General features: G+C 44.7%; 13 protein-coding genes. 10 read left to right on the plus strand and 3 right to left on the minus strand.

The window, feature by feature from the left end:
- Nucleotides 1-80 precede the first annotated feature (80 nt).
- The 3 genes from BMX95_RS18325 to BMX95_RS18335 are packed head-to-tail and all read left to right on the plus strand — an operon-like array spanning nt 81 to nt 7312.
- Nucleotides 81-3188 (plus strand): SusC/RagA family TonB-linked outer membrane protein, encoded by a 3108-nt coding sequence (locus tag BMX95_RS18325; RefSeq protein ID WP_081202588.1) that lies wholly within the window; start codon nt 81-83, stop codon nt 3186-3188.
- Nucleotides 3189-3206: 18 nt separating this feature from the next.
- Nucleotides 3207-4901 carry a RagB/SusD family nutrient uptake outer membrane protein gene (locus tag BMX95_RS18330; RefSeq protein ID WP_081202587.1) on the plus strand — a complete coding sequence of 565 codons (1695 nt, stop codon included), beginning with the start codon at nt 3207-3209 and terminating at the stop codon, nt 4899-4901.
- Nucleotides 4901-7312 (plus strand): glycoside hydrolase family 2 TIM barrel-domain containing protein, encoded by a 2412-nt coding sequence (locus BMX95_RS18335; protein WP_081202586.1) that lies wholly within the window; start codon nt 4901-4903, stop codon nt 7310-7312. Before BMX95_RS18330 ends, BMX95_RS18335 begins: the two co-directional genes overlap by 1 nt.
- 68 nt (nt 7313-7380) lie before the next feature.
- Here the strand turns inward: BMX95_RS18335 and bla are convergent, their stop codons facing one another.
- Nucleotides 7381-8247: a subclass B3 metallo-beta-lactamase gene (gene bla / locus BMX95_RS18340; RefSeq protein WP_081202585.1), complete on the minus strand. Its 867-nt coding sequence runs from the start codon at nt 8245-8247 to the stop codon at nt 7381-7383.
- A 174-nt stretch (nt 8248-8421) separates the two neighbouring features.
- Here bla and BMX95_RS18345 point away from each other — a divergent pair, with 174 nt between their 5' ends.
- The 7 genes from BMX95_RS18345 (at nt 8422) to BMX95_RS18375 (ending at nt 19721) form a co-directional block, all read left to right on the plus strand.
- Entirely contained in the window at nt 8422-10857 is a 2436-nt protein-coding gene (locus BMX95_RS18345) for a TonB-dependent receptor (RefSeq protein ID WP_081202584.1), read from the plus strand.
- Nucleotides 10858-11019: 162 nt separating this feature from the next.
- Nucleotides 11020-11400: a hypothetical protein gene (locus BMX95_RS18350; RefSeq protein WP_081202583.1), complete on the plus strand. Its 381-nt coding sequence runs from the start codon at nt 11020-11022 to the stop codon at nt 11398-11400.
- 181 nt (nt 11401-11581) lie between these two features.
- The gene (locus BMX95_RS18355; protein WP_081202582.1) at nt 11582-12661 is read left to right on the plus strand and encodes an efflux RND transporter periplasmic adaptor subunit; all 1080 of its coding nucleotides are present in this window, start codon (nt 11582-11584) and stop codon (nt 12659-12661) included.
- Between the two features lie 25 nt (nt 12662-12686).
- A complete protein-coding gene (locus BMX95_RS18360; protein ID WP_081202581.1) occupies nt 12687-15854 on the plus strand; it encodes an efflux RND transporter permease subunit in 3168 nt (1055 codons plus the stop codon).
- On the plus strand, nt 15847-17280 hold the full coding sequence (locus BMX95_RS18365; RefSeq protein ID WP_081202580.1) for a TolC family protein: 1434 nt from the start codon (nt 15847-15849) through the stop codon (nt 17278-17280). Before BMX95_RS18360 ends, BMX95_RS18365 begins: the two co-directional genes overlap by 8 nt.
- A 406-nt stretch (nt 17281-17686) precedes the next feature.
- Nucleotides 17687-18556 (plus strand): hypothetical protein, encoded by an 870-nt coding sequence (locus BMX95_RS18370; protein WP_081202579.1) that lies wholly within the window; start codon nt 17687-17689, stop codon nt 18554-18556.
- A gap of 64 nt (nt 18557-18620) precedes the next feature.
- Nucleotides 18621-19721 (plus strand): hypothetical protein, encoded by a 1101-nt coding sequence (locus BMX95_RS18375; RefSeq protein ID WP_133053986.1) that lies wholly within the window; start codon nt 18621-18623, stop codon nt 19719-19721.
- A gap of 348 nt (nt 19722-20069) precedes the next feature.
- On the opposite strand, the gene BMX95_RS18380 is transcribed toward BMX95_RS18375, so the two are convergent.
- Entirely contained in the window at nt 20070-21602 is a 1533-nt protein-coding gene (locus tag BMX95_RS18380) for a RagB/SusD family nutrient uptake outer membrane protein (RefSeq protein WP_081202577.1), read from the minus strand.
- Between the two features lie 24 nt (nt 21603-21626).
- The gene (locus tag BMX95_RS18385; protein ID WP_081202576.1) at nt 21627-25067 is read right to left on the minus strand and encodes a SusC/RagA family TonB-linked outer membrane protein; all 3441 of its coding nucleotides are present in this window, start codon (nt 25065-25067) and stop codon (nt 21627-21629) included.
- Nucleotides 25068-25110 lie beyond the last annotated feature (43 nt).

Raw genomic sequence — 25110 nt, forward strand, 5'->3', positions numbered from 1 at the left:
ATTACCCCCCTCCTTGCCCCTTGAGGTAAGTCTACTTTGCAATTACCTAACGATTTTATTAACCAAACGAGCTTGTTTGTATGAGACAATTTCTGCAACTGACAATCAGGGCAGCCTGTTCCCCATTTTACAGGACCGCCCCACCACTAATTCTCCTCACCTGTTTGCTGTTTACCCAGTTGACGCTTTTGGCGCAAATGCCGGTACAGGGCCGGGTATTAACCGGCGACGGCCCCCTTTCCGGTGTTTCCGTGACAATTAAAGGCACGCAAACAACCACAGTCACCGATGCGGAGGGTAAATTCTCTATTCAGGCGCCCGAAAAAGCCATCCTGGTTTTTACCCATGTAAATTATAAAGCCCGGGAAGCAGCCGTAACCGGCGGCAATATGGAGATCACTTTATCCCCGGCTAACAACAGCATGTCGGAAGTGATCGTGATCGGTTATAACACCCAGAAGAAAGCCACCCTCACCGGTTCGGTGTCGGCAGTAAAAGGCGCCGACCTGGTGAAGAGCCCACAGGCGAATGTATCGAACTCCCTTGCCGGTCGTTTCTCAGGAGTTATATTGAATAACCGCAGTGGCGAACCAGGTTATGATGGTTCGGGCATTACAGTGCGCGGGCTGGCGACTACCGGCAATAATGATGTGCTGGTGGTAGTAGATGGCGTACCCGGTCAAATTGGTGGCATGGAGCGACTGAACCCAAATGATATAGAAAGTATCTCTGTTTTAAAAGACGCTTCTGCCGCTATTTATGGCAGCCGTGCCGCCAATGGCGTAATTCTCGTTACCACCAAGCGGGGCCGAACCGGTAAACCTTCGATCTCGGTTAATTACAACCATGGGATCTCTTCCCCCACCCGTTTGCCGAAAATGGCCGATGCAAAAACCTACGCGCAGATCAGCAATGAAATTGCCTATTATAATAGCCAGGCCGGCGGTATGAACCAGCAATATTCCGCTGCCGAGATCCAAAAATTTGCCGATGGTTCCGACCCCTTGAATTATCCCAATACCGATTGGGCTAAAACCACGTTGAAAAACTCCACGGGGCAGGACCAGGCCAATGTATCCATTGCCGGTGGCTCTGATAACATTCGTTATTACCTGAGCGCCGGCTTGCTGGCCCAGGATGGCTTGTATAAAAACGGCGCTACCAAATACAACCAATACAGCTTTCGGTCAAACATCGACGCCAGCATTACAAAAGACTTCAAAGTAAGCCTGTACTTGTCGGGCCGCGAAGAAGACCGGCAATTCCCGGCCGCATCGGCAAGTGATATCTTTCGTTCCATCTACCGCGCTTACTCCACCATTCCGGCCTTCTACCCCAATGGTTTGCCCTCCTACGGTATTGAAGGAAATAACCCGGCCATGATGGCCACCAGTGTGGGTGGCCTGAATAAAAATCCGGGTCAGGTATTCAATGGTATTTTGAAAAGCAGTTATAACATTGCTGCCATAAAAGGGTTGTCGGTTGACGCATTTGCTGCAGTGGACAGATCGTGGTATTTCTACAAAACATTTGCTACGCCTTACTTATTATACCTGTATGATAAAACCAGCGATACCTATAATCCAAGAATGGTGGGTGGTAACAACAATGCGCCTTCCCTGAACGAAGGGCAGAAGAACCAAACGCAGCTCACCACCAACATCCGGTTGAATTATGCCAACAGTTTTGGTCTGCATAATATCAGTGCATTTGTAGGCTATGAGCAATCGGAGCTTAAACGTGATTCCGTGGGTGCTTCCCGCATAAACTTTCCAACATCGCAAACGCCGGAACTATCACAAGGCGGAACAGCCGCTACCGATCGCGACAACGGAGGTAACAGCTTTAACTATACCCGTAAAAGTTACCTGGGTAAACTCTCTTACAATTATGCAGAAAAATACCTGTTCGATGCGCAGATGCGGATAGACGGTTCCTCTACCTTTCCATCAAATAACCGGTATGGTTATTTCCCTTCTTTTTCTGCCGGCTGGCGCATCTCCAACGAATCGTTTCTGCACAATGTTTCTTTTATAAACGATTTGAAGATCCGCGCTTCCTACGGTATGCTGGGGAATGACAGCGTAGCCATGTTCCAGTACCTCAACAACTATTCTTTTAACAGCCAGGTGGTATTGGGGTCAGGGATAACGCCGGCTATTGATCTTACCAAACTGGGTAATAAACAAATTCATTGGGAAGAAGCGCGCAAAACCGACATCGCGGTGGAGGGAACACTATTTAACGATATCAATTTTGAGTTTATATACTTCAGTCAACATCGTACCAATATACTGGCAGTCCGTAATGCTTCTGTACCCAACGTTACCGGTATTGTAAATCCATTTGGCTCCAGTCCGCTGATCCCTTCTGAAAACATCGGCAAGGTGAACAGCAATGGATTTGAAGCCACCCTGGGTTACAATAACCGCAAAGGGAAACTTCATTACGGCGCCAGTGGCAACTTCACCTATGCCAAAAGTAAGATCATATTCATAGATGAAGCACCGGCGGTTTTGTCGTATCAAAAACAAACGGGCCGACCGTTAAATACTTACTTATTATATAATGCAACCGGCATTTTTCACTCAACCGATGAAGTTGCCAAATTCACGCACTTAGACAAAGCACAACCGGGCGATTTGATATTGCAGGATTACAACAACGATGACAAGATCGACGCTAATGACCAGATAAGAACAAAATATGGAAATGTACCGGAGATCACTTATGGCATTCTGTTAAATGCCGATTACAAATCATTTGATATTTCAGTGGTCTTTGCCGGACAAACACATGTAAGCCAGTTTGTGCTGCCGGAGTCGGGTACCGTTGGTAACTTTTACAGCAGCTGGGCCGATAACCGGTGGAGCCCTACAAATCCCAATGGCACCTATCCCCGGGTGGAGACCCGCACTTCTGCGTCCGTTAATGGCGGCTTATACCCAAACACCTTCTGGTTGAACAACGCATCATTCCTGCGGTTGAAAAATATAGAACTGGGTTATAATGTAACTACCACCGCCTTATCGAAAATGAAAATGCAATCATTGCGGGTATACCTGAGCGCATTTAACCTGTTCACCATTACCAAGGTAAAAGATTACGATCCCGAAGGAAGCAATTACAGCGGGCAGTTCTATCCCCAGCAACGGATCGTAAACCTGGGTGTAGCCTTACAATTTTAAACAGCAAACCGCAAGACAATGAAAACAATAATTCGAAATATAATTTATACGGCTTTTATTGCAACGGTCATTACCTCGTGCAAAAAAGACTTTTTATCTGTTCAACCTACGGACAGGCTGCCAGAGGAATATATCTTATCAGACTCGTCGTTGTTTGAAGATTATATAGTTGCCCGGTACGTGGGTATTAAGTTACAGGATAAGGAAGGTGATGGTACCAATCCTGGTTTTGGCCGTGGTTTTGATTATGCGCTCTGGAGCTCGCTCACCGATGAATCTATTTACAATAACGATGACAATACCTGGCTGGTACAAAAAGGATTGCTGGCGCCTGAGAACACCGGCATTGCCGGTACCATTTGGGGACGCAGTTATCGCGGCATCAGGGATTGTAATTTTGCAATCAGCAATATTGCCAATGTGAAAATGACTGCAGCGCACAGAGCCCGGTTAATAGCCGAATTAAAATTCATCAGGGCTTTTCGTTACCACGATCTCATCAGGAACTATGGCGGCATTATTCTGATGGGCGATTCCGCTCATAACCTTACCGACAATTTACAAGACGACGCTTTTTTTAAAAGAGCATCGCTGAAAGAATCGATCGATTATGCAGTGGCAGAACTGGATGATGCAGCCAATGGATTGCCCCTGAACAATGGCGATGGCTGGTTACCGGGTAGGGCCACCAAAGGCGCTGCGCTCGCTTTGAAATCAAGACTACTACTGTATGCGGCCAGTCCGCTGTATGCAACCGGTACCTGGCAGGAAGCCGTAACCGCCGCTCAGGCAGTTATTGGCTTAAACAAATACAGTATTTATACAGGCGGCTACGCCAATTTGTTCCTTACAAACGACAACAACGAAGCCATCTTTGAACGGTTGTATACAAAAAACGCCAATCACACGCATCTTGAAATAGCCAATGGCCCTAATGGTTATGGAGGCTGGGGCGGTAACCTGCCTTTGCAGAACCTGGTTGATGATTACGAAATGGACAATGGCAAACCCATCACCGACCCTGCTTCAGGTTATGATGTCAACAATCCATACGTTGGGCGCGACAAACGTTTTTATGCAACGATCCTGTACAATGGCGCCAGCTATCGTGGCAATACCGTTGAGACTTTTACACCCGGCGGTAAAGACAGCAAGGATGGAACCGATAACTGGAATACTTCCAAAACCGGTTATTACCTGAAAAAGTATATGAACGATGCTTATCCATTACTGAATCCCTGGGGCAATGCCGGGTTTCAACCCTGGTTCTACATTCGCTATGCCGAGATACTGCTTAATTTTGCCGAAGCGGCCAATGAAGCCTATGGCGCCGATGCAGTACCTTCCGGATCAACCCTGTCGGCCCGTACAGCGCTTAACCAGATCAGACAAAGGCCCGGCGTGGGTATGCCTGACCTGCCGGCCGGTTTGTCACAATCACAAATGCGGGATGCCATCCGTTATGAACGGCGGGTTGAACTGGCATTTGAAGAACATCGTTTTTATGATGTAAGAAGATGGAAGATCGCTGATGTAACGGAAAACAAACCAGCAGGCGGCATTATCGTTACCAAAACAGGCAGTACATTTACTTATGCCACAAAAGTGGCGCTCGACGGCCGCCACTTTGAGAGCAAACATTACTGGTTACCCATACCAAGAACTGAAATACAGGCCAGCAATAATAAAATTCAACAAAACAGCGGATACTAATGATACGGAATAATCTTTTGTTTTTGCTTTTGTGGTTACCTGCTATGCTCCATGCCCACCCCATCAGGTACACCAGCCTCTTCAACTATGGCTGGCGCTTTTACAAAGGCGATGCGCCAGGTGCAGAAAAACCTGAATTTAATGATGCCGCCTGGCGTACGGTCACTCTACCGCACGACTGGAGCATTGAAGGCCCGTTCAGTAAGGAATGGGCCAGCGGTACCGGCTATTCGCCCGGTGGCATCGGCTGGTATCGCAAAACAATTTCATATGCAGCCGAATGGAAAGGGAAACAGGTTTTCATTTATTTCGATGGTGTGTATAAGAACTGCGAGGTATGGATCAATGGCCATTATCTCGGTAAACGGCCGAACGGTTTCATCCCTTTTCAATATGAGCTAACGAAGTACCTGAAATTCGACAGTAACACCATTGCGGTAAAAGTTGATCATAGCGACTTTGCCGACTCGAGGTGGTATACCGGCTCCGGTATTTATCGCGATGTACACCTTATAGTCACCGACCCGGTACACATAGATCAGTGGGGTTTGGCATTCAGTACACCGGTGGTGTCAAGATCCAGCGCTACCGCAAATGTAAAAGTAACCGTGGTCAACAGCTCGAAAATAAAAAAGCCGATCACCGTATCCTGCAGACTCATCACCAGGGATAACGACATACCCAATGTGCAAAAAACAATAATCGTTGCACCCAATACGACAACCGTCGTTGATTGTTCATTTACCATTGCCAACCCCAGAATATGGTCTATTGAAAATCCAAACATTTATAACTTATGGGTGGAACTTTCGTCAGCCGGCAAACTGCTAGATGCAACATCGGACATAATAGGCTTCCGCACCATCCGGTTCGATGCCAATAAAGGATTTTTCCTGAATGGCCAGGCCACCAAATTACAGGGCGTTTGTATACACGATGATGCCGGTGTTTTTGGCGTTGCCGTGCCGGAGGAAGTGTGGGAAAGGCGATTGCAAACCTTAAAAGAAGGCGGCTGTAATGCCTTGCGATTGAGCCATAATCCACATGCCGATTATTTATATCGCCTTTGCGACGAAATGGGTTTTGTGGTAATGGATGAGGCCTTTGACGAATGGGAAGTGGGCAAGAATAAATGGATCCAGGGCTGGAACAAAGGGACGCCGGGCAAAGATGGGTACCATACTTATTTTAAGGAATGGGCCGACCGTGATCTGCGCGATATGATCTTACGCAACCGCAACCATCCTTCTGTTATTATGTGGAGTATTGGGAATGAAATAGATTATCCCAATGATCCCTATACGCACGAGATCCTGAATACCGGTAACAATCCGCAGATCTATGGTCGGGGACAACTTGCCGATCATCCGCCGGCAGCCCGTCTTGGTGAAATTTCAAAACACCTGGTACAGGTAGCCAAACAATACGATACTACCCGGCCCGTAACCGCTGCACTGGCAGGTGTAGTGATGTCGAACACCACCAGTTATCCCGGCAACCTGGACATTGTAGGCTACAATTACCAGGAATACCGCTATGCAGCCGATCATCAGCAATATCCGGGTCGCGTCATTTACGACAGCGAAAATGGGATGCGCCTGAGCGCCTGGGATGCGGTTGAAAACAATCCTTATGTAGCCGGTCAATTCCTGTGGACGGGCATCGATTATCTCGGCGAAGCCGGTGTTTGGCCAAACCGCAGCAACCAGGCCGGACTGTTAGACCTGGGTGGTTTCCCCAAGCCGGAATACTATTTCCGCCAGAGTATCTGGACAAAAGAACCGATGGTTTATATCGGCACTTCTGCCATTCCCAAATCAGAAGATAATGGCATCTGGAGCCACAAACAGGCAGCGCCAGTTTGGAATGGTACCGATGGCGATTCTATAAGAGTAAATTGTTTTACCAATTGCGCAGAAGCTGAGTTGTTTTTAAATGGACAATCACTTGGTAAAAAGACCATGGCCGATGCCCGCAACAGAATATTGTTCTGGAATACGATCTACCACCCGGGTGAATTGATTGTAAAAGGATACCGGGAAGGAAAGGAAGTAACACAATACAAACTGAACACAACCGGTAAACCTGCAACCATTAAAACAACCATTTACAACGACTCGCAGATAGACCTATATGGCAGAATACAACAAATTGAAGTAGCTATCACCGATGAAAAAGGGCAAAAAGTATATGGAGCTGATAATGCAATTACAGTAAGTGTTACCGGCAAAGCCTCGCTGAAAGGAATAGAGAACAGCGATGCCAACGATGTAGGCGATTACCATGCAGCCACGCGCAAAGCAAAAAACGGCGCATTGATCGTATATGTACAAAGAAAATTAGCCCAGGATAAGTATGAAGTGAAACTGGAATCACCAGGTTTGAAACCGGTGGTATTGAAGTTTAATTAATAAAAAAAGAGCCTTCTGTAACAAGCAGAGGGCTCTCTTTTTAGGATCATTATTCCCCCTTTAGGGGGCTAGGGGGTTATCAATTTCTTATAATCAGCCTCGCGTTCTTCCAACGTCTTATCATATAAGGTGCGGTCAGCAAAGGCTTCAGGGTTATAGGCGGCGCCATCTTTTCTTTTCTCATGCATATCGAACTGGCTGGCATGCGAAGCTACCCACAGATCAAATTTCAGCTGCTTCATAGCGCTCAGCGTATAGGCAAAATCCTTGCTGATGTCGGCATAACCCGGCATGCCACTCATCTTGGTATCAGGTAAGATGGTTGGCATATTGGCAATAAGCACGGTGTAACTTCTTTTTTCATCCTTTACAGTTACCAGGTAACTGCAGGAACCCATCGTATGGCCCGGGTGATGCAACAACACGAGTTTTGTTCCACCGAAACTGATGGAATCCTGGTCATGTAATAATTTATCAGCTTTTACGGGCATGTATAAAGGACCTTTCCCGCCCATATAGTAATCGGAATTTCCACCGTCGCCCAGCACTTTTGCGTCTTTTGCGTCAACCATCATTTTGGCGCCGGTTTGCTTTTTTATCTCGGCCATACCAGCCACATGATCAAAATGCGCCTGGGTGGTCAACAGGATCTTTATATCGGAATATTTAAAACCCAGTTGCTCTATGTTCTTTTTGATCATGGGTACCGATTCAGCCAAACCGGTATTGATAAGGATATGACCTTTTGGGGTGGCAATTAAAAAACAACCGAGGTCATAGGTGCCCACATAATACAAGTTACCGGCAATCCGGAAGGGCTCGGTAGATGCTGACCACTCCTTATTATTCATAGGTAAGGGCGCCAGCTTTTGCGCATGAACAGCAGCATGCACAGCAAACAAAACGAGTACAGACATTACAATTTTTCTGAACATCTAAATAAAGTTTAATCAGTAGGTAAAAAGGAAAATGATCCAGTAAAATTAAATGATAAAAGGTGAATTAAAATTGTCCAACTAGTGCCGCTCATCACAATTAACGCCCCATCTACGAACGTTTTCGTTAATCTTACACCGCAATGATCGAATGATTCCCGTAACTGAGCTTTTATGAAACAACCACTACTGCTTTGCAGTTTAACCGCTATTCTGCTCATCCTGTTCGTACCACTATTTTCACAAACCATCACTACCTTGTCAGGCACAGTTTCAGACAGCAGTAAACCGCTTGCGTTTGTAACGGTTCGGCTTTTAAAACTAAACAATGTGAAACCCTTGCAAACTGTTTTAACCAATGAGCAGGGACGTTATCAATTCAATAAACCCGATACCGGTAACTATGTGCTTTCATTTACTCATACCGGCTATGTTGAAAAAAGGATACCACTTTCTGTTTCCCTACAAAATGGGAATATAGACATAGAGCCGGTTTCCTTATCAAAAACAACCGGCGTGTTAAAGGAAGTGGTAGTAACTGCCCAGCGGCCACTGGTTGAACAGTCGGATGAGAAAACTGTGCTGAATGTAGAAGATGACCCGGCCAACAAAACGGAGACAGCAATTGATATTCTGCGCAAAACACCGTTTATAACCATAGATGGAGAAGATAATATAAAGATCAATGGCAAATCAAACTTCAAGGTTCTGCTCAATGGCCGCGAAACTTCCATGTTTGCGCGGAATGTAAAGGAAGCCCTGCGCGGATTTCCCGGCGCGCTCATTTCAAAAATTGAAGTGATCACCACCCCTTCCGCCAAATACGATGGAGAAGGAATTGGCGGCCTCATCAATATCATTACGAAGAAAAAAGTGGTCGGTTACAATGGTACCCTGTCTTCTTTTTCACGAACAAGTGATAAGATCAATAACTTTTCAGTTAATGGCAATGCCAAAGTGGGCAAATTCGGCTTCAGCATTTTTATGAACAAAGGTTTTGCCGATCCGGTTTTACAACACAATACGAATACCACCATACCCGCTTCCCAAACAGCATATGCCAAAAGAACGCTCGACGGCGGCCGGTACAATAGCGAAACCTGGAGTTTTGGCAATGCAGAACTGAGTTTTGAAGCAGACAGTCTGAACACCATCAGCCTGTATACGAACATCGATAGCTGGTCGAACAAACAGGTGACCAACCAAACCATCACTACAGATTTTTTGACTGATCCATCTACGTTGAGCTATTTCAACCAGAATAATAAAACCAGTAATCCCGGGGTAAATGTGGGCAGCGATTATATAAAACATTTTAAAGGGAATAAAGACCGGGAATTCAGCCTGCGCTTTCTGGGCGAGTTCGGCAAAAATGACAACCAGCTGAACAGCGTACAGGACAACCCGGGTACCGACCGCTATTTGATCAATAACAGTTACGCCATCAACAATCAGTATACGTTTCAGCTGGATAACATCATTCCCGTCAATAAAACAAGCCGGTTTGAAGGAGGAGTAAAAGCTATTTTGCGCCGGGCCAGCTCCGATTTTAAAAGCCAGATCAAGTATGACGAAACAGAAGACTATAAAGTAAATCCCACCAATACGGATTATTTCAAATACAACCAGGATGTGATCAGCGTATACAGCATGTATACTATAAAACTGAAGAAATCAAGCTTTCGCATTGGCGCCCGGATTGAGCACACCCGCATAAACGGCGATTTTATAGAATCGAAAACTCTGGTAAAGAGCAACTATACAACGCTGTTGCCGAACATTCAATTCACCAACAAGGTGAACACCACCACTACCCTGGTATTTACCTATAACAAAAGATTGCAACGACCAAACATCTGGGACCTGAACCCTTTTGTTGTAAACAACGATTCCCTGAATATTACAACCGGTAATCCTGACCTGGGCCCGCAAACCATGCATGCCGTGAGCGGCCAGTTGCGGTATGGTAAGGGAAATACATTCAGCGGTATTAATATTGAAGGCAGTTACAGCGGCAATAAGATCCTGCAATATGCCTTTTTCGATCCCCAAACCGGCATTACCAAAACAACCAGTTTAAACATCGGCAAAGAATACCAAACGAGTGTTAGTTTGAATTTCAGTACGAAGATCACCCCCAAATGGAATTTGTATGTTAATGGGGCGCTTCGCTACAGCAAGGTCACCAATAATGCCAATGCCAGCCAATCGAACAGCGGTTTGGGCTGTAACTTCAACTTTAATACTACCTATAAATTCACGGAGCAATTTTCGGTAAGCACTTACCTGGGTTTATGGCAGGAACCCCGCACCATTCAAACTACTTACCCATTCAATACCTGGCACAACCTGGCATTCAATTATAAAGTTTTTAAAGACAAGTTCCTTATTTCAGTAAGGGGTATCAACTATTATGAAAAGAACAGGGCCTTTAAAAACATAACCAAAGACCCCAATTTTTACAACACCAATACAACCACCCTGATCAGACGCGGCATGGTGCTGGCATTAACCTGGAATTTTGGGAAACTCGCTGAAAGCGTATCGAAAAAGAAAGGTGTTAACAACGATGATGTGTTGAGCAAACCAGCAGCGCCTGCAGGAAATTAGCAGTCACCAATAGCTCGATTAACATCTAAATAACAAAGACTGCAGTGAGCCTGCAAAGATGCGATGCATCTCATTATTAGTGCGTGATATTTTTGCAAACGACTTGTTAAGGGCCGTTAATAAGTTTTTCTCCCACCAACTACTTATTAGTTTTGAACCCAAATGAGAGTAGCCATTTTTATTGTGTGTTTGTTCTATATCCTTTTTGGGGGATATAACTACCTGTTTACGGGTACGCACAGCTTCAGCTACTCATCCCTTCGTCTGGTAAAAAGTAATGTGAAGTTTACAGACAATAAACAAGGGCTGTCTGTCGTTAAGGCTGTTCCCCCTGGCAAACCTGGCGACAACATCATTCCTGATATAGAGGATGACGACTCCAACGACTCTGCTGCAAGAAAATATAAGTTACTGGCCAGGTATTTATATGCCTTCGCCTATTCATTTGTTTTAACCTATCTCTTTAGCCGTTTCAGATCTTCGAAACCATATTACAGTCTTTTTACTTTTAAATACATAACCCAACGTGTTTTAAGGATCTGATGAACTTTTTTCAGAAACCCTGGGATCGATCATGATTTTTTTTGCTGAACGTTTGTTAATAGTACATACCTCCTGCTTTACAATTTAGATCCTACCCTGGCGACTGATAATTCTATAGCATTCCCCCAAGTAAACCCTTGCTTTTAAAAAGCGTGTAATCGCATAACACCCATTTATTGTCATGAAGAGAATTGTTTTTTCTACCAGCCTGCTGGCATTGTTATTTGCCGCAAGTTGCAAATCTACCAAAGAAGAAAAGGAAGAGGTAAGCAAGTACATTGCTACAAGTCCTGTTAAAATGGACACGTCCTTTATCAAAGAGTATGTTTCGCAGATCAGGTCTGTACGTAACATCGAGATCAGAGCCCAGGAAAAGGGATTTCTGCAAAACATTTATGTAGATGAAGGCCAGTTTGTAAAAGCCGGACAGTTGCTGTTCCGTATCATGCCTAAATTTTATGAAGCAGAAGTACTGAAAGCACAGGCAGAAACCAAATCTGCAGAAATTGAACTGGCGAACTCCACCAGCCTTGCAGATAAAAATATAGTGTCTAAAAATGAACAGGCTTTAGCCCAGGCAAAACTGGACCAGGCAAAGGCGGAAATGGCGTTAGCAAAGCTCCATTTGCAGTTCACTGAGATCAGAGCGCCTTTCGATGGTACCATTGACCGCTTACCCAAAAAACTGGGAAGCCTTATCGATGAAGGCGAACTGCTTACCAGCCTGTCGGACAATAGCGACATGTTTGCTTACTTCAACGTTTCGGAACCCGAATACCTCGAGTACAAAGCCAATGGCAAAGGCACCGGCTACAAGGTAGGTTTGTTGCTGGCCAACAACAAACCGCTCAAATATTCCGGCGTGGTAGAAACTATTGAAAGCGAGTTCGACAACGAGACCGGCAATATTGCATTCCGCGCAAAATTCCCCAATCCCGACCGCCTGTTGAAACATGGTGAAACAGGAAAGGTATTAATGACTATTCCCGTACACCAGGCATTGATCATTCCACAAAAAGCCACTTATGAAATACAGGACAAAAAGTTCGTTTTTGTGATCGACAAAAACAATGTAGTGAAATCAAAGAACATCGCCATAACCGGCGAACTGGTCGACCTGTATGTAGTGGCCAGTGGCTTGGAAGAAGGCGATAAAATTCTGCTGGAAGGTGTTCAGAAAGTAAAGGATGACGATAAGATCACCTTTGATTTTGAGAAACCAGAAGAAGTAATTCATAACCTGCGGTTGAAGGCAGAATAGTTATTCAAAATCTAAAGTGTAGTCAATGTTTAATAAGTTTATACAAAGACCGGTCCTTTCTATAGTTATCTCCCTTGTCATCGTTTTCCTGGGGGTGCTGGCTATTATGGGTTTGCCGGTAACACAATTCCCATCTATTTCACCGCCAAAAGTGAATGTAATTGCATCCTATCCGGGTGCGAACGGTGATCTGATGGTTAAATCGGTGATCATTCCCCTGGAGCGGGCCATCAACGGCGTTCCGGGCATGAAATATATTGCCTCCAATGCCGGTAACGATGGTGAGGCTGAAATAAACGTAGTATTTAATCTGGGAACCGACCCTAACCAGGCATCGTTAAACGTTCAAAACAGGGTCGCGTCGGTGGTAAATAAACTGCCGCCACTGGTGGTGCGTGAAGGGGTAAAGATCTCCCGTCAGGAGTCTAGCATGCTTATGTACATCAACCTGTACAGCACAGACAAGAACGCAGACCAAAGGTTCCTGTTCAACTTTGCCGATATCAACCTGCTGCCCGAACTAAAAAGGATAGACGGTGTTGGTTTTGCCGACATTCTGGGTAACCGTGAATACGCCATGCGCATCTGGTTAAAACCCGATCGCATGCTGGCTTACAAGATCTCGGCTGATGAAGTAATGGAAGCGCTGAGCTCACAAAGCCTGGAAGCCTCCCCTGGTAAAACCGGGGAAAGTTCAGGTAAAAGGTCACAGTCGTTTGAATATGTACTGAAATATACCGGAAGGTTCAAAACCAAAGAGCAATACGAAAATGTTATATTAAAATCCAACCCCAATGGCGAGATCCTTCGATTGAAAGATGTGGCCGAGGTAGAGTTTGGCAGCTCGATGTACGATATTTATTCTACGCTGAATGGCAAATCTTCTGCCGCCATTGTGTTGAAACAATCGTATGGTAGTAATGCAAGCCAGGTGATCGAGAACGTGAAGGCGAAAATGAAAGAGATCAAAGCCGCTTCTTTTCCCAAGGGTATGGATTATGAGATCAGTTATGACGTTTCGAAATTCCTGGATGCCTCTATTGAAAAAGTAGTTCATACGCTTGTAGAAGCGTTCATCCTCGTAGGTATTGTGGTGTTCCTGTTCCTTGGCGACTGGCGCTCTACCCTTATTCCGGCAATGGCCGTACCGGTTTCATTGATCGGAACATTCGCATTCATGCAATTCTTTGGCATTACACTGAACCTGATCACGCTGTTTGCCCTTGTTATGGCGATTGGTGTGGTGGTGGATGATGCCATTGTGGTTATTGAAGCGGTGCATGCCAAAATGGAAGAAGAACATTTGTCGGTGCTGAAAGCGACCCAAAAAGCGATGCATGAGATCAGTGGCGCCATCATAGCCATCACCTTCCTGATGGCATCGGTATTCATTCCGGTGGCGTTTATGAGCGGACCAGTGGGTATCTTTTACCGGCAGTTCTCCATCACTATGGCTACCGCCATTATTTTATCGGGTGTGGTAGCGCTTACACTTACGCCCGCCCTGTGCGCCATGATATTAAAAAACAATCATGGGAAACCGAAAAGCAAAAATCCGGTCAACCTTTTCCTCAACGGATTCAATAACGGTTTTAACCGCATGCAGGGCAAATACGTGCAAATACTGGGCGGTATTGTTAACAGAAGACTGGTTACCTTTCTGATACTGGGCGCTTTTTGTGCCGGAACCTGGTTCCTGAATAAAAGTGTTCCGTCTGGTTTTATACCCAATGAAGACCAGGGTATGTTCTATGCGGTAATTCAAACCCCGCCGGGATCGTCACTGGAAAGAACAAATGAAATTGCAGAAAGGCTGCAAAAAATTGCGGAAGGCATTGAAGGCGTATCGTCCGTTTCATCCATGGCGGGTTACGAGATCCTTACAGAAGGTACCGGTTCCAACTCAGGGTCGTGCCTTATTAACCTGAAAACCTGGGACGAGCGCAAACACTCGGTACAGGAGGTCATTAAGGAACTGGAAGAAAAATCAAAAGATATTACGGGCGCTAATATTGAGTTCTTTATGCCACCAGCCGTTCCCGGCTATGGGGCTGCGGGCGGTTTTGAATTACGCCTGCTGGACAGGTCAGGAACAAATGGCAATAAGAAAATGGAAGAGGTAAGTAATGACTTTGTAAAAGAGTTAAGTAAACGAAAGGAGCTAACCTCTGTATTCAGCTTTTACAGCGCCAGCTTTCCTCAATATATGTTGAGCGTTGACAATGACATTGCCCAGCAAAAAGGCATTACTATAGACAATGCCATGAATACGCTTTCTACTTTGATAGGAAGTAACTATGAGATCAGCTTTATTGAATTTGGCCGTCAGTACAAGGTGATTGTACAGGCAGCGCCGCAATACCGGGCATTGCCGGAAGATATTCTAAAGTTGTATGTGAAGAATAACAGGGATGAGATGGTCCCCTTCTCGGCCTTTATGAAAATGGAAAAGGTATATGGCCTGTCTGAGAACAACAGGCATAACATGTACAACTGTTCGCAGATAAGCGGTTCAGCAGCACCGGGCTATAGTAGCGGTACCGCCATTAAGGTTATTACTGAAGAGGCGCAAAAAAGGCTGCCCAGAGGTTTTGGGATCGATTGGGCCGGTATCTCTAAAGACGAGGTGGCCCAGGGTAATGGCGCCATTGTGATCTTCCTCATCTGTTTGGGCTTCGTATACCTGGTTCTTTCGGCACAGTATGAAAGTTTCATTCTGCCATTGGCGGTACTCCTTTCACTTCCTCCTGGTATTTTTGGCTCATACCTGTTGCTGAAATGTACAGGCCTGGAGAATAACATCTATGCACAGGTGGCCATGGTAATGTTGATCGGTTTGTTGGGTAAGAACGCTGTATTGATCGTGGAATTTGCGGTACAACGGCACCGTGGTGGCTCTACTGTACTGAAAGCAGCGATGGAAGGCGCCCGCATCCGGTTCCGCCCCATTCTTATGACCTCGTTTGCGTTCATTGCCGGTTTGATACCGTTGTGTATAGCGCATGGTCCTGGTGCAGTAGGTAACAGAACCATCGGTACAGCAGCCGCCGGCGGTATGCTTTTCGGTACCGTATTTGGCGTGCTGATAATCCCCGGACTGTATTACATATTCGGTAAAATCGCAGAGAAAAGACAACTGGTTAAAAATGAAGATGAAAATCCGTTAACCGAAGAAATCGATCATAATGTTTAAAATCAGTATAAAGAGAACCGTAAGTCTGGCGTATCTATGTTTGGCTATAGCAGGTTGTAAAGTACCGGCCTATGTGGAGGTGCACGAAAGCAAGTCGGTACCCGGGTCCTACGACAACAAACAGGACACTACCAATATTGCAGCGCTCCCCTATCGGTCATTCTTTACCGACCAGAACCTGGTGAGCCTGATAGATTCAGCGCTGCAACGCAACCAGGAGCTCCAGATCACGTTACAGGAACTGGAGATAGCCAGGAATGATATAAAATTCAGACAGCAGCCATTGCTGCCACAGGTAGGTATAAGAGGCGGTGTTGGTGTTGAGAAAGTAGGCCGTTATACCAGTCAGGGTGCCGGTGACGCTACTACCGAGATCAAACCCGGTAAAGAAATGCCCGATCCACTGGGTGACTTTACCGTAGCCGCATTTGCCAACTGGGAAGTAGACATCTGGCATAAATTGCATAATTCGAAAAAAGCCGCTGTTACCCGGTATTTATCATCGGTAGAAGGCCGGAACTTTGTAGTGACCAACCTGGTTGCTGAAATAGCTAATTCTTATTATGAATTGCTGGCGTTCGATAATCAGCTGAACATTGTTCGGCAAAACATCGCGCTGCAAAAAGATGCGCTGGAGATCGTAAAAATTCAAAAAGAAGCAGCCCGTGTAACGGAGCTGGCCGTTCGGAAATTTGAAGCAGAAGTGCTGAAAACACAAAGCCTGGAGTTTGATCTGCTGCAGAACATACAAGTGACCGAAAACCGGATCAACTTTTTGATAGGCCGCTTTCCGCAGGCAATTACCAGAGATACCAGCAACCTGGTAAACGTAGTGCCAGCCGTTGTTAATTCAGGCATTCCTTCGCAACTGCTTATCAACCGCCCGGATATAAAACAGGCGGAACTTGACCTGGCCGCTGCGAAACTGGATGTAAAAATTGCCCGTGCAGAATTTTTCCCGTCACTGGGTCTTTCGGCTGCAGTAGGTTTACAGGCATTTAGCCCAACCTATCTGTTCCGCTTACCCGAGTCTATCTTATATAACCTGGCGGGTGAAATGATGGGACCATTGATCAACCGGAATGCGATCAAAGCTGAATTCAACAATGCCAATGCCCGTCAACTGCAGGCATTGTACAATTATCAGCGAAGCATTGTGAATGCCTATACAGAAGTATCTAACCAGGTATCGAACATCAGCAACCTGGAAAAAAGCTACGACCTGAAATCAAAACAGGTAGATGCATTGACCACATCGATCGGCATTTCGAGCGACCTGTTCAAAAATGCCCGGGCCGATTACCTGGAAGTTCTGTTAACCCAACGTGATGCATTGGAAGCGAAACTGGAATTGGTAGAAACAAGAAAAGACCAGTTAAGTGCCGTAGTAAATATTTACAGGAACCTGGGAGGAGGATGGAAATAAGACAAAGGGCAGAGGGTAAAGGGCAGAGGGCAGAGATGAAAACCTAAAAATAAAAAGCCTCGCGTAAAATTGCGCGAGGCTTTTTCGTGAAAATATTTTACCTATAGCCAGGTGACCTACGGTACCCGGATTTCTGTCTTCTTCTCTCTGCCTTCTGCCCTTTACCCTCTGCCCTTATTCAATATTCATTAACCTTTCCCGGGTAAAGGGAGCATTTCGTATTAATATATTTCCTCATCACACCTCCTGTCCTTATCATGACCCACCCCTAACACTCAGGTGTATATGAAATTTACCCAAACTAAATCCCTAAAAAACAATAAGTAAAGAACAGCGCCGTTCTGGTCCGGCCTAAATCACCAACCGGCTATTTCGCATTATATATTTCAATAAACCGTACGACCCTATGAACCCTAAATGTTTACTCTTTGCCATTGCATCGTGTCCATTGCTTCTTTCTGCCCAGCAATACAATATCAAAAAAGGGAAGATCACTGCAGACAATTCGCTTATCGCCACTTATGAAGGAAAAGGGGGCCTGTTATCGCTGTTTAATGTTACCATCAGCTCACCCGCCAATAAGCCATTGATAAATGTAAAAGAAAGATACTTTGACCTGGAAAATCCCCTGAGAAGGAATGTTTCCCGTTGGATCGAAGTAAAGTTTTTCGATAATCCTGAAAAAAAGGCAGCCTATCGGTTTCCTACCGAATACCGTTACCTGGAAAGGGAGCTGTTAGCTTTGTTATTTCCTAATAATAAACCAGCGTTGATACAGGGAGAAGCATTTAACCAACAGGCCGTGAGCGATTATATGAAAGCTAATACGTATGATTTCACAGCCGACTCGATCTACATCAGGCAATATGAGAAAGAGAACAAAGAACGTATTGTAGCCCAACTGAGCCGGGATAAAACAACCCCTTTTGAATTGCGGTTTGATTATAAACGCGAGGAGGACACGGAAACCATTTATACGCATGAAGTTTACCAGGATGGCATTTTGCTGGGAAGGGTAGAAAAAATAGTGGGTACCATTCGGGGGGGCGGCCAGGCAACATATTATGTATTCTGGAAAAGAGTGCTTACGCCCTACACTTTTGAAGGTCAAAAAATGGATGACGCGATGTTGGCTTTTATGAAAGTAACCGGTGGCAGCTTTGATCCCGAACTCGTATTGATGGCTGATAAAAGCAGGCACAAGATTAAAATTCCCGATTACGCCAAAGCCGAATGGCAACTGGTAAACTGGCTGATAACAACCAATGTATGGTAATAGGAAATCAGTCTTTGAAAAAGTTCAACCCTTTAGTAATAATAAACGTTTACTTACATTAGTTATGCAAAAATTGTTGGTAATAGCCATGGCTATACTGTTGCCGTGCATTAAAGCATCTGCACAACAAGCAGTAAAGATCGACTACGATTATGTAACCCGAAAACTAATATTACCTCCCTTACTGACGCCGGTGACCCCTGCGGAAAAAATGGAACTCAAATTACCCAAGGCTTTAACGTACCACTCGGGCTCCTACATGATTGAAACAAACATCATGGAAGAAATGTACGCCTACAGGAATCTGAAAGCAACAGCGAACTGGCAAAAACCTTCCAGTATGCCTGCAGATTACTCCTGTGAGGTTTTTGCACCGGGCATGTTAAATCTCACGCCACAAAAGACACGAAATTTCTCAACTAAACTATACGACCAAACCCATACGTTGAAAGCTGTGGATGGATTGGTTCGCGATTACACCTGCAATTTCCCCTGTAAGCTTATCATAAAAAACAAGGCGGGCCAGGTAATAAGTGTATTTGAAATTGCCGGCGAAAACGAAGTATTTACGCTGCCGCTGCACAAAGACTTTTTGGTAGACACGGTAAGACATATTTATCCTTTCTTTTCAGACTTGACGCTGTCGGATTTTGAATCAAATAACAAATCTGAAATTAACAGAAAAATGGAGGAAAAGATAGCCAGACAGGTCTTCCAAAAAATGATAGATGTCATCAACTATTCCTTCTATGGTGTAAAGACCATGCGTGAAACGTATGGGTATGGGGTGGTGAAACAAAAAAAACGGCCCTATGATTACAATGACATAGATACTGCGGTGATGAAATATAAAATAGCCCTCGACTCAATGGATAGAGGCAATAGCGAGGCCTGCAAAACAATAGCTTCGGATGCCCGTTTGGTACTGGAGCAGATTTTGAACAGCGCAGCGCCACGGGTTGACAAGAATGTACAGCAGATCCTGTATTACGACCTGAGTCATTTAAACCTGTTGACCCAGCATTTTGAGGAGGCCTGGAAGTATTACCAGATCCTTTTGAAAGACTACGGTTTTGAAGAAGGCTCGGTAATGGCAACTGAATTAAGCAGAAGAATACAACAGCACGAAGATTATTATAAGACGAAGGGAAAAATGATCAAATAGCTGGAAATAAATAAAAGCTGCCTCATAAGTAAGTAGAAAGATCAATTCCCCTAAATAAATTTTAGGTTAACATGACCCATTACGATTATCCAATACACTATTGGGATTATTACATAGCCCATTACGCGACTTAATAAGCCAATTGTCACATCGGATAAGGCAAAGACGTGAAATTATAAGCTGATTGTGTCAATCAATTTGCTAAAGCTGTCATTCAATGAGCCGATGTTGTCAAAAAATAAGTCAATATAGATTTTTTGAAAAATCGCTCCCCAAACTCGTTATACAACAACAATGCCGGTAATGATTTACCGGCATTGTGCAACTATATCAGTTATTAGCTATTTTCTAATTATTATAACCATCGTTCTGATACATTTTCACAGGATCCAACTGATATTCCTTCAGCGGAATAGGGAAATAGTAGTCCTTGGTTGTACAGTTGGTCAACGGTGAATTGTCGTAATCTGCCTGCTTTTTTGCATGGAAGTAATCAACCAGTTCGGTTGGTGAAAAGAAGCGGATCAAATCGTGCCAGCGATGGTGCTCAAATGCCAGCTCTACCCTTCTTTCATGTAAAATAGCCAGTTTCAGCGTTGGGTATCTGGTGCTATAATTTGCATCAGTTGCCTTCATGGTGGCATAATCAGGCCGCAGCGCCCGTGCGCGCACCATATTCAGGTAAGTGATAGCAGTGGGCTCATCACCCAGGTACATATTCACTTCTGCCAGGTTTAAAATTACATCTGCATAACGGATCAGAATCCAGTCGTTGCCGCCATAACCTAATGTGGTGGCTCCTGAGCTGGCATCTTTGAATTTAGAGATGTAATAGTATTTATTGATAGTCGAATACTTGATAGACGAATCTGTACGAATATCGCCTGTTTCAAATTCATTCAACAGGTCCTTTGTAAACAAACCACCAGTAGCCTTTGAATCGAACGGAGATAAACCGGCTTCTTTATTCGGCTGATTGTTCTTAGCCAATGAAGAAGACAGGTTTGGATCTCCCTGTTTGTAAACGATCTGGAAAATGATCTCGGGCACTGTTGATTTCTTAGCTACATCAAAAACATCTGCAAAAGGGATGTCGCTCAGGTTATTGAACGTTTTTTGATTGTAACAAGCCATCAGATAAGTCCTGGCATTGTTAAAATTGGCGGTTTTGTCGTTGGGCAATGATGCACCCATGGTTAAATATACCTGTCCCAACAATGCATTCACCGCCTGTAACGATACCCGGCCTTTATTGGCAGTGGGTTGTACCACCGGCAAATTACTGCCTACTGCATCCTTCAAATCAGCTACAATCTGGGCATACACATCTTCCCTTTTAACCCGGAAGGTTAAAGCAGTAGCCTGATCGCTTGTCGTTAACCGCTCGGTTACTACAGGCACATCGCCAAATTCACGAACCAGGTTGAAATACATGAACGCCCGGATAAATTTCAACTCGGCAATGTATTGTGTTTTTGTACCGTTGTCGGCGAAAGTTATTTTATCTATCATAGATAAAATAATATTAGCCCTTGAAATAGGCGTATACAAAGCCGACCAATGACTGTACAGATAGGTATTACTGGGAACAATAGCAAAGGCAGAAAACTGAAACGGCTCGCCATTATTCGACTGGTTATCGGTTGTATTCACATCATCTGCGCGGTCATCTGTCCATAACTGGGCGCCTTCCCCTACACAGTTGCTGCTTCTCAATGCCTGGTAAACCCCCATTACACCCTGTGCCACATCTGATTCCGTTTTATAGGCATTGTCAACCGATGCCGCATTCGGATTTGTTTGCTCCACGAAGGATTTGCTGCAGCTGGTAATACCCGCTATTGACAGCATACCTGCAAATATTAAAACCTTATTACGCATAAATATCTTTTAATAATTTTTGTTTTAGAATGTTACTGTTACACCTGTGTTAAATGAACGAACCAAAGGATATTTACCATAGTCAACACCCGGTGTTCTGTTATCGCCATTGTTATAATCAACCTCTGGATTGTAACCCAGGTATTTGGTAACAGTAAATGCATTGTCAACAGAAGCATACCAGCGCAGACCGGCAAGACCCAGCTTTTTAGTTACTGCAAATGAATTCAGATTAACACCAAGGGTCATATTGGTACAACGGAAGTAAGAACCATCCTGTAAATAATAATCACTCAAACGGGTACTGTTACTTTGTGAACCACCGCGTGAGCTTCTGTATTCGTGACCATTTCCGGGTTGTGCTTCGCTACGGTACCGTTGATCGATCACAGCATACTGATTACCTGAACCTTCCATATTTCTGATATAGTAATCCTGCGCATCCATGATCTTGTTGCCTTGTGATCCGTTGAAAGATGCACTAAAGCTGAACATCTTATAGCTCATGCTAAGATTGAAACCATAGTTAAATTTCGGATATGGTGATCCAATAACATCCTTATCTGCATCGGTGATCAGACCATCACCGTTTTTATCCTGGAAATACAGATCGCCGGGATTCAAAGGCGTGGTTGAGAAAGTTGAAATAGGGAATGCTTTCATTTTATAGCCGGCAGGAATCTTATTGCCATTGGCTTTGTACACCGCCCAGTCAGCATTTACATTATCCATATCGGCCTGACGTACCATGCCAGCCACTTTTACTCCATAGAAAGAACCCACAGGATCGCCTACACGGGTTATATGGGTAACATAGCTTCTTTCACCACCCGCAATCTGTATTTCACTTGCATCACCCAGGCTCATCACTTTATTTTTATTGGTCATGATGTTACCACTCACGTTCAATTGGAAATCTTTCGTTTGAACCGCCTTCACATCCAATTGTAAATCAAAACCGGCATTACGGATCTTTGAATTTTTCAGATTGGTAAGCACCTGTGAGCTACCAGTAATGGCAGATACGTTTTTATAGAACAACAGATCGTAAGAATTACTGATATAATAGTTAGCAATGATCGACACCCGATTATGCAGCGTAGTGATGTCAGTACCAAAGTTAAATTGCTTGGTAGATTCCCAACCAAGGGTATTATCTGCAATACCATAGGCCCAGTTGGCACTATTTACTGTATTGCCAATTACATAACCGCCAGAACCGGTTACGCTTTGCTCATAACCATAGTTAGGAATGTTGTTGTTACCTGTTAAACCCCAGCTGCCGCGTAATTTCAAAGAAGAACCGGCGCCCAACCAATCATGATAAAACTCTTCATTAGAAACAGCCCAGCCGGCAGATACTGATCCAAATTTACCCCAACGGTTCTCCGGGCCAAAACGTGAGGATGCATCGGTACGGAATGAACCGGTCAATGAATAACGGCTGTTATAACTATATACCACACGGCCTAAATATGACAGCAGCGTAACATTCGATTTGCCGGTATTTGTAACAGGAACACCCGCCGTATTACCTGGCGTGTTTAAAATGATATAAGAATCACCTGCTGCAGGACCACCAGCTGTTACCTGTTGCACCAGGTCATTGCTATAGTTTTTTGCCGCCACCCCTAAGATATCGGTAGTAGATTGCTGTGCAGTATAACCACCCAGCACATTAAAACTGTGTTTCCCAATCTGTTTGTTGTAAGCCAATGTGTATTCTGCCAGCCTGTCCTGAATATCGGTAGTTTGTGCAGCAGAATTGGCTGCGGTTGTAGCCGCGCTTGAACCCGGACCAGAAACACCACTACTCAAATTAGTAGGATAATAATATTCATATTTCTCCTTGTACGACTGACCACCCAGGTTTAATTTAAAAGTAAGCCCTTTCAGGATCTCATAAGTAGCACTGGCAGTTGCGGTAGTACGAAGACCTTTGCGGGTAATATTCACGCGTTGGGCCAAGGCCAGCGGGTTTTCAATACCCTGAAATGCATAGGTAAATCCATCGAACTGCTTGCCGGCATTGTCATACGACAAAGCCAGGCTGCCGTCGGGATTATAAGCCGGGAAAATAGGCATGTACACCAATGCACCCAAAATCGGGCCCTGGTTAAAACGGCCTTCCTGTACTTCCCGGTTGCTGTTATTGGTTATAAATACGCTCGATGAAATTTTCAATTTGGGAGAAACATCCGCATCGATATTTGTTCTAAGGTTAACCCGTTGTTGGAAAGTACTGGCTAAAATACCTGGCTGATCGAGATAACCGCCGCTTACCAGGTAACGAACGCCATTATTACCACCAGAGAAGGTAAGATTGTGTCTTGTTACCAAAGCATTGTTATACAACACATCCTGCCAGTCGGTATTGTACTTGGGCGCAATGATCTTTTGGGTAGGGAAATCATACAGGTCCTTGATGATACATACGCTACAGTTGTTTGCCTGCTGGCCTGATTTAGCCACACGGGTAGCATTGTCATCAGAATAAAACTTATCGTCCCAGGCTACTCCTTTTGAGATCAGGATGTCCTTGTAGTTGGCATTACGGCCATTTACAAACAGATCGGTAAACTGATCAGCATTCAACAGTTTTACCTTTTTAGCCAGCGACTGGCTGCTCAGCTGAAAATCATAGGTCAATTTCCCTTTACCTGTTTTACCTCTTTTCGTTGTGATCAGCACTACGCCGCCCGATGCTCTTGAACCATAAATGGCTGCAGAAGCCGCATCTTTCAATACTTCAATCGACTCGATATCATCCGGGTTAATAAAAACATCGTTTCCTGATGTAGCCGGGTTGTAACCATTGGTACCACCGCCGCCATTACCTACACCCTGGGTAACGTTACCGCCCACAGGATAACCATCTATAACATACAATGGCTCAGAGCTGGCATTGATAGACCCAACACCACGTACCCGTATTTTTGCACCGGAATAAGGGGCACCACTTGTTTGCGATACCTGCACACCGGCTAATTTACCTACCATCGCCTGACTGAGTGTTGGCGAGGAAAGATTCAGCTCACTTGCCTTCACACTGGAAATAGAACCAGTAACATCACTCTTCCTGAGTTTTTGGTAACCGATAGAAACCTCTTCCAGGGTTTTCACATCCTCTTTCATTTTAACCTCGATCTCTGCCTGGCTGGCAACTGCAATTTCCTGCGTTGCATAACCAGTAGAAGAAAACACCAATGTTGCATTTGCATTTACGTCAATACTGAATTTACCGTTGTCACCGGTCATAACCGCTTTATTCGATTTCTTTACCTGCACACTTACTGCAGCCAGCGGCTGCCCTTTTTCGTCGGTTACAGTACCGGTAACTTTACTGGTTTGCGCCAATACCGGTATTGACATAACCATACAGAGAACACCTATCCACCACCTGAGGTGCCGGAACATGCTACTGTAATCTGGAGTGAAACGTTTGTGTTGAATTACCTTTCCCATGGTTGATTTTTATTGTGAGTAGATTCTTAATAAGATCGCTTAT

Source organism: Niastella yeongjuensis (assembly GCF_900110245.1).
In the GTDB taxonomy this organism is placed as follows: Bacteria; Bacteroidota; Bacteroidia; order Chitinophagales; family Chitinophagaceae; genus Niastella; species Niastella yeongjuensis.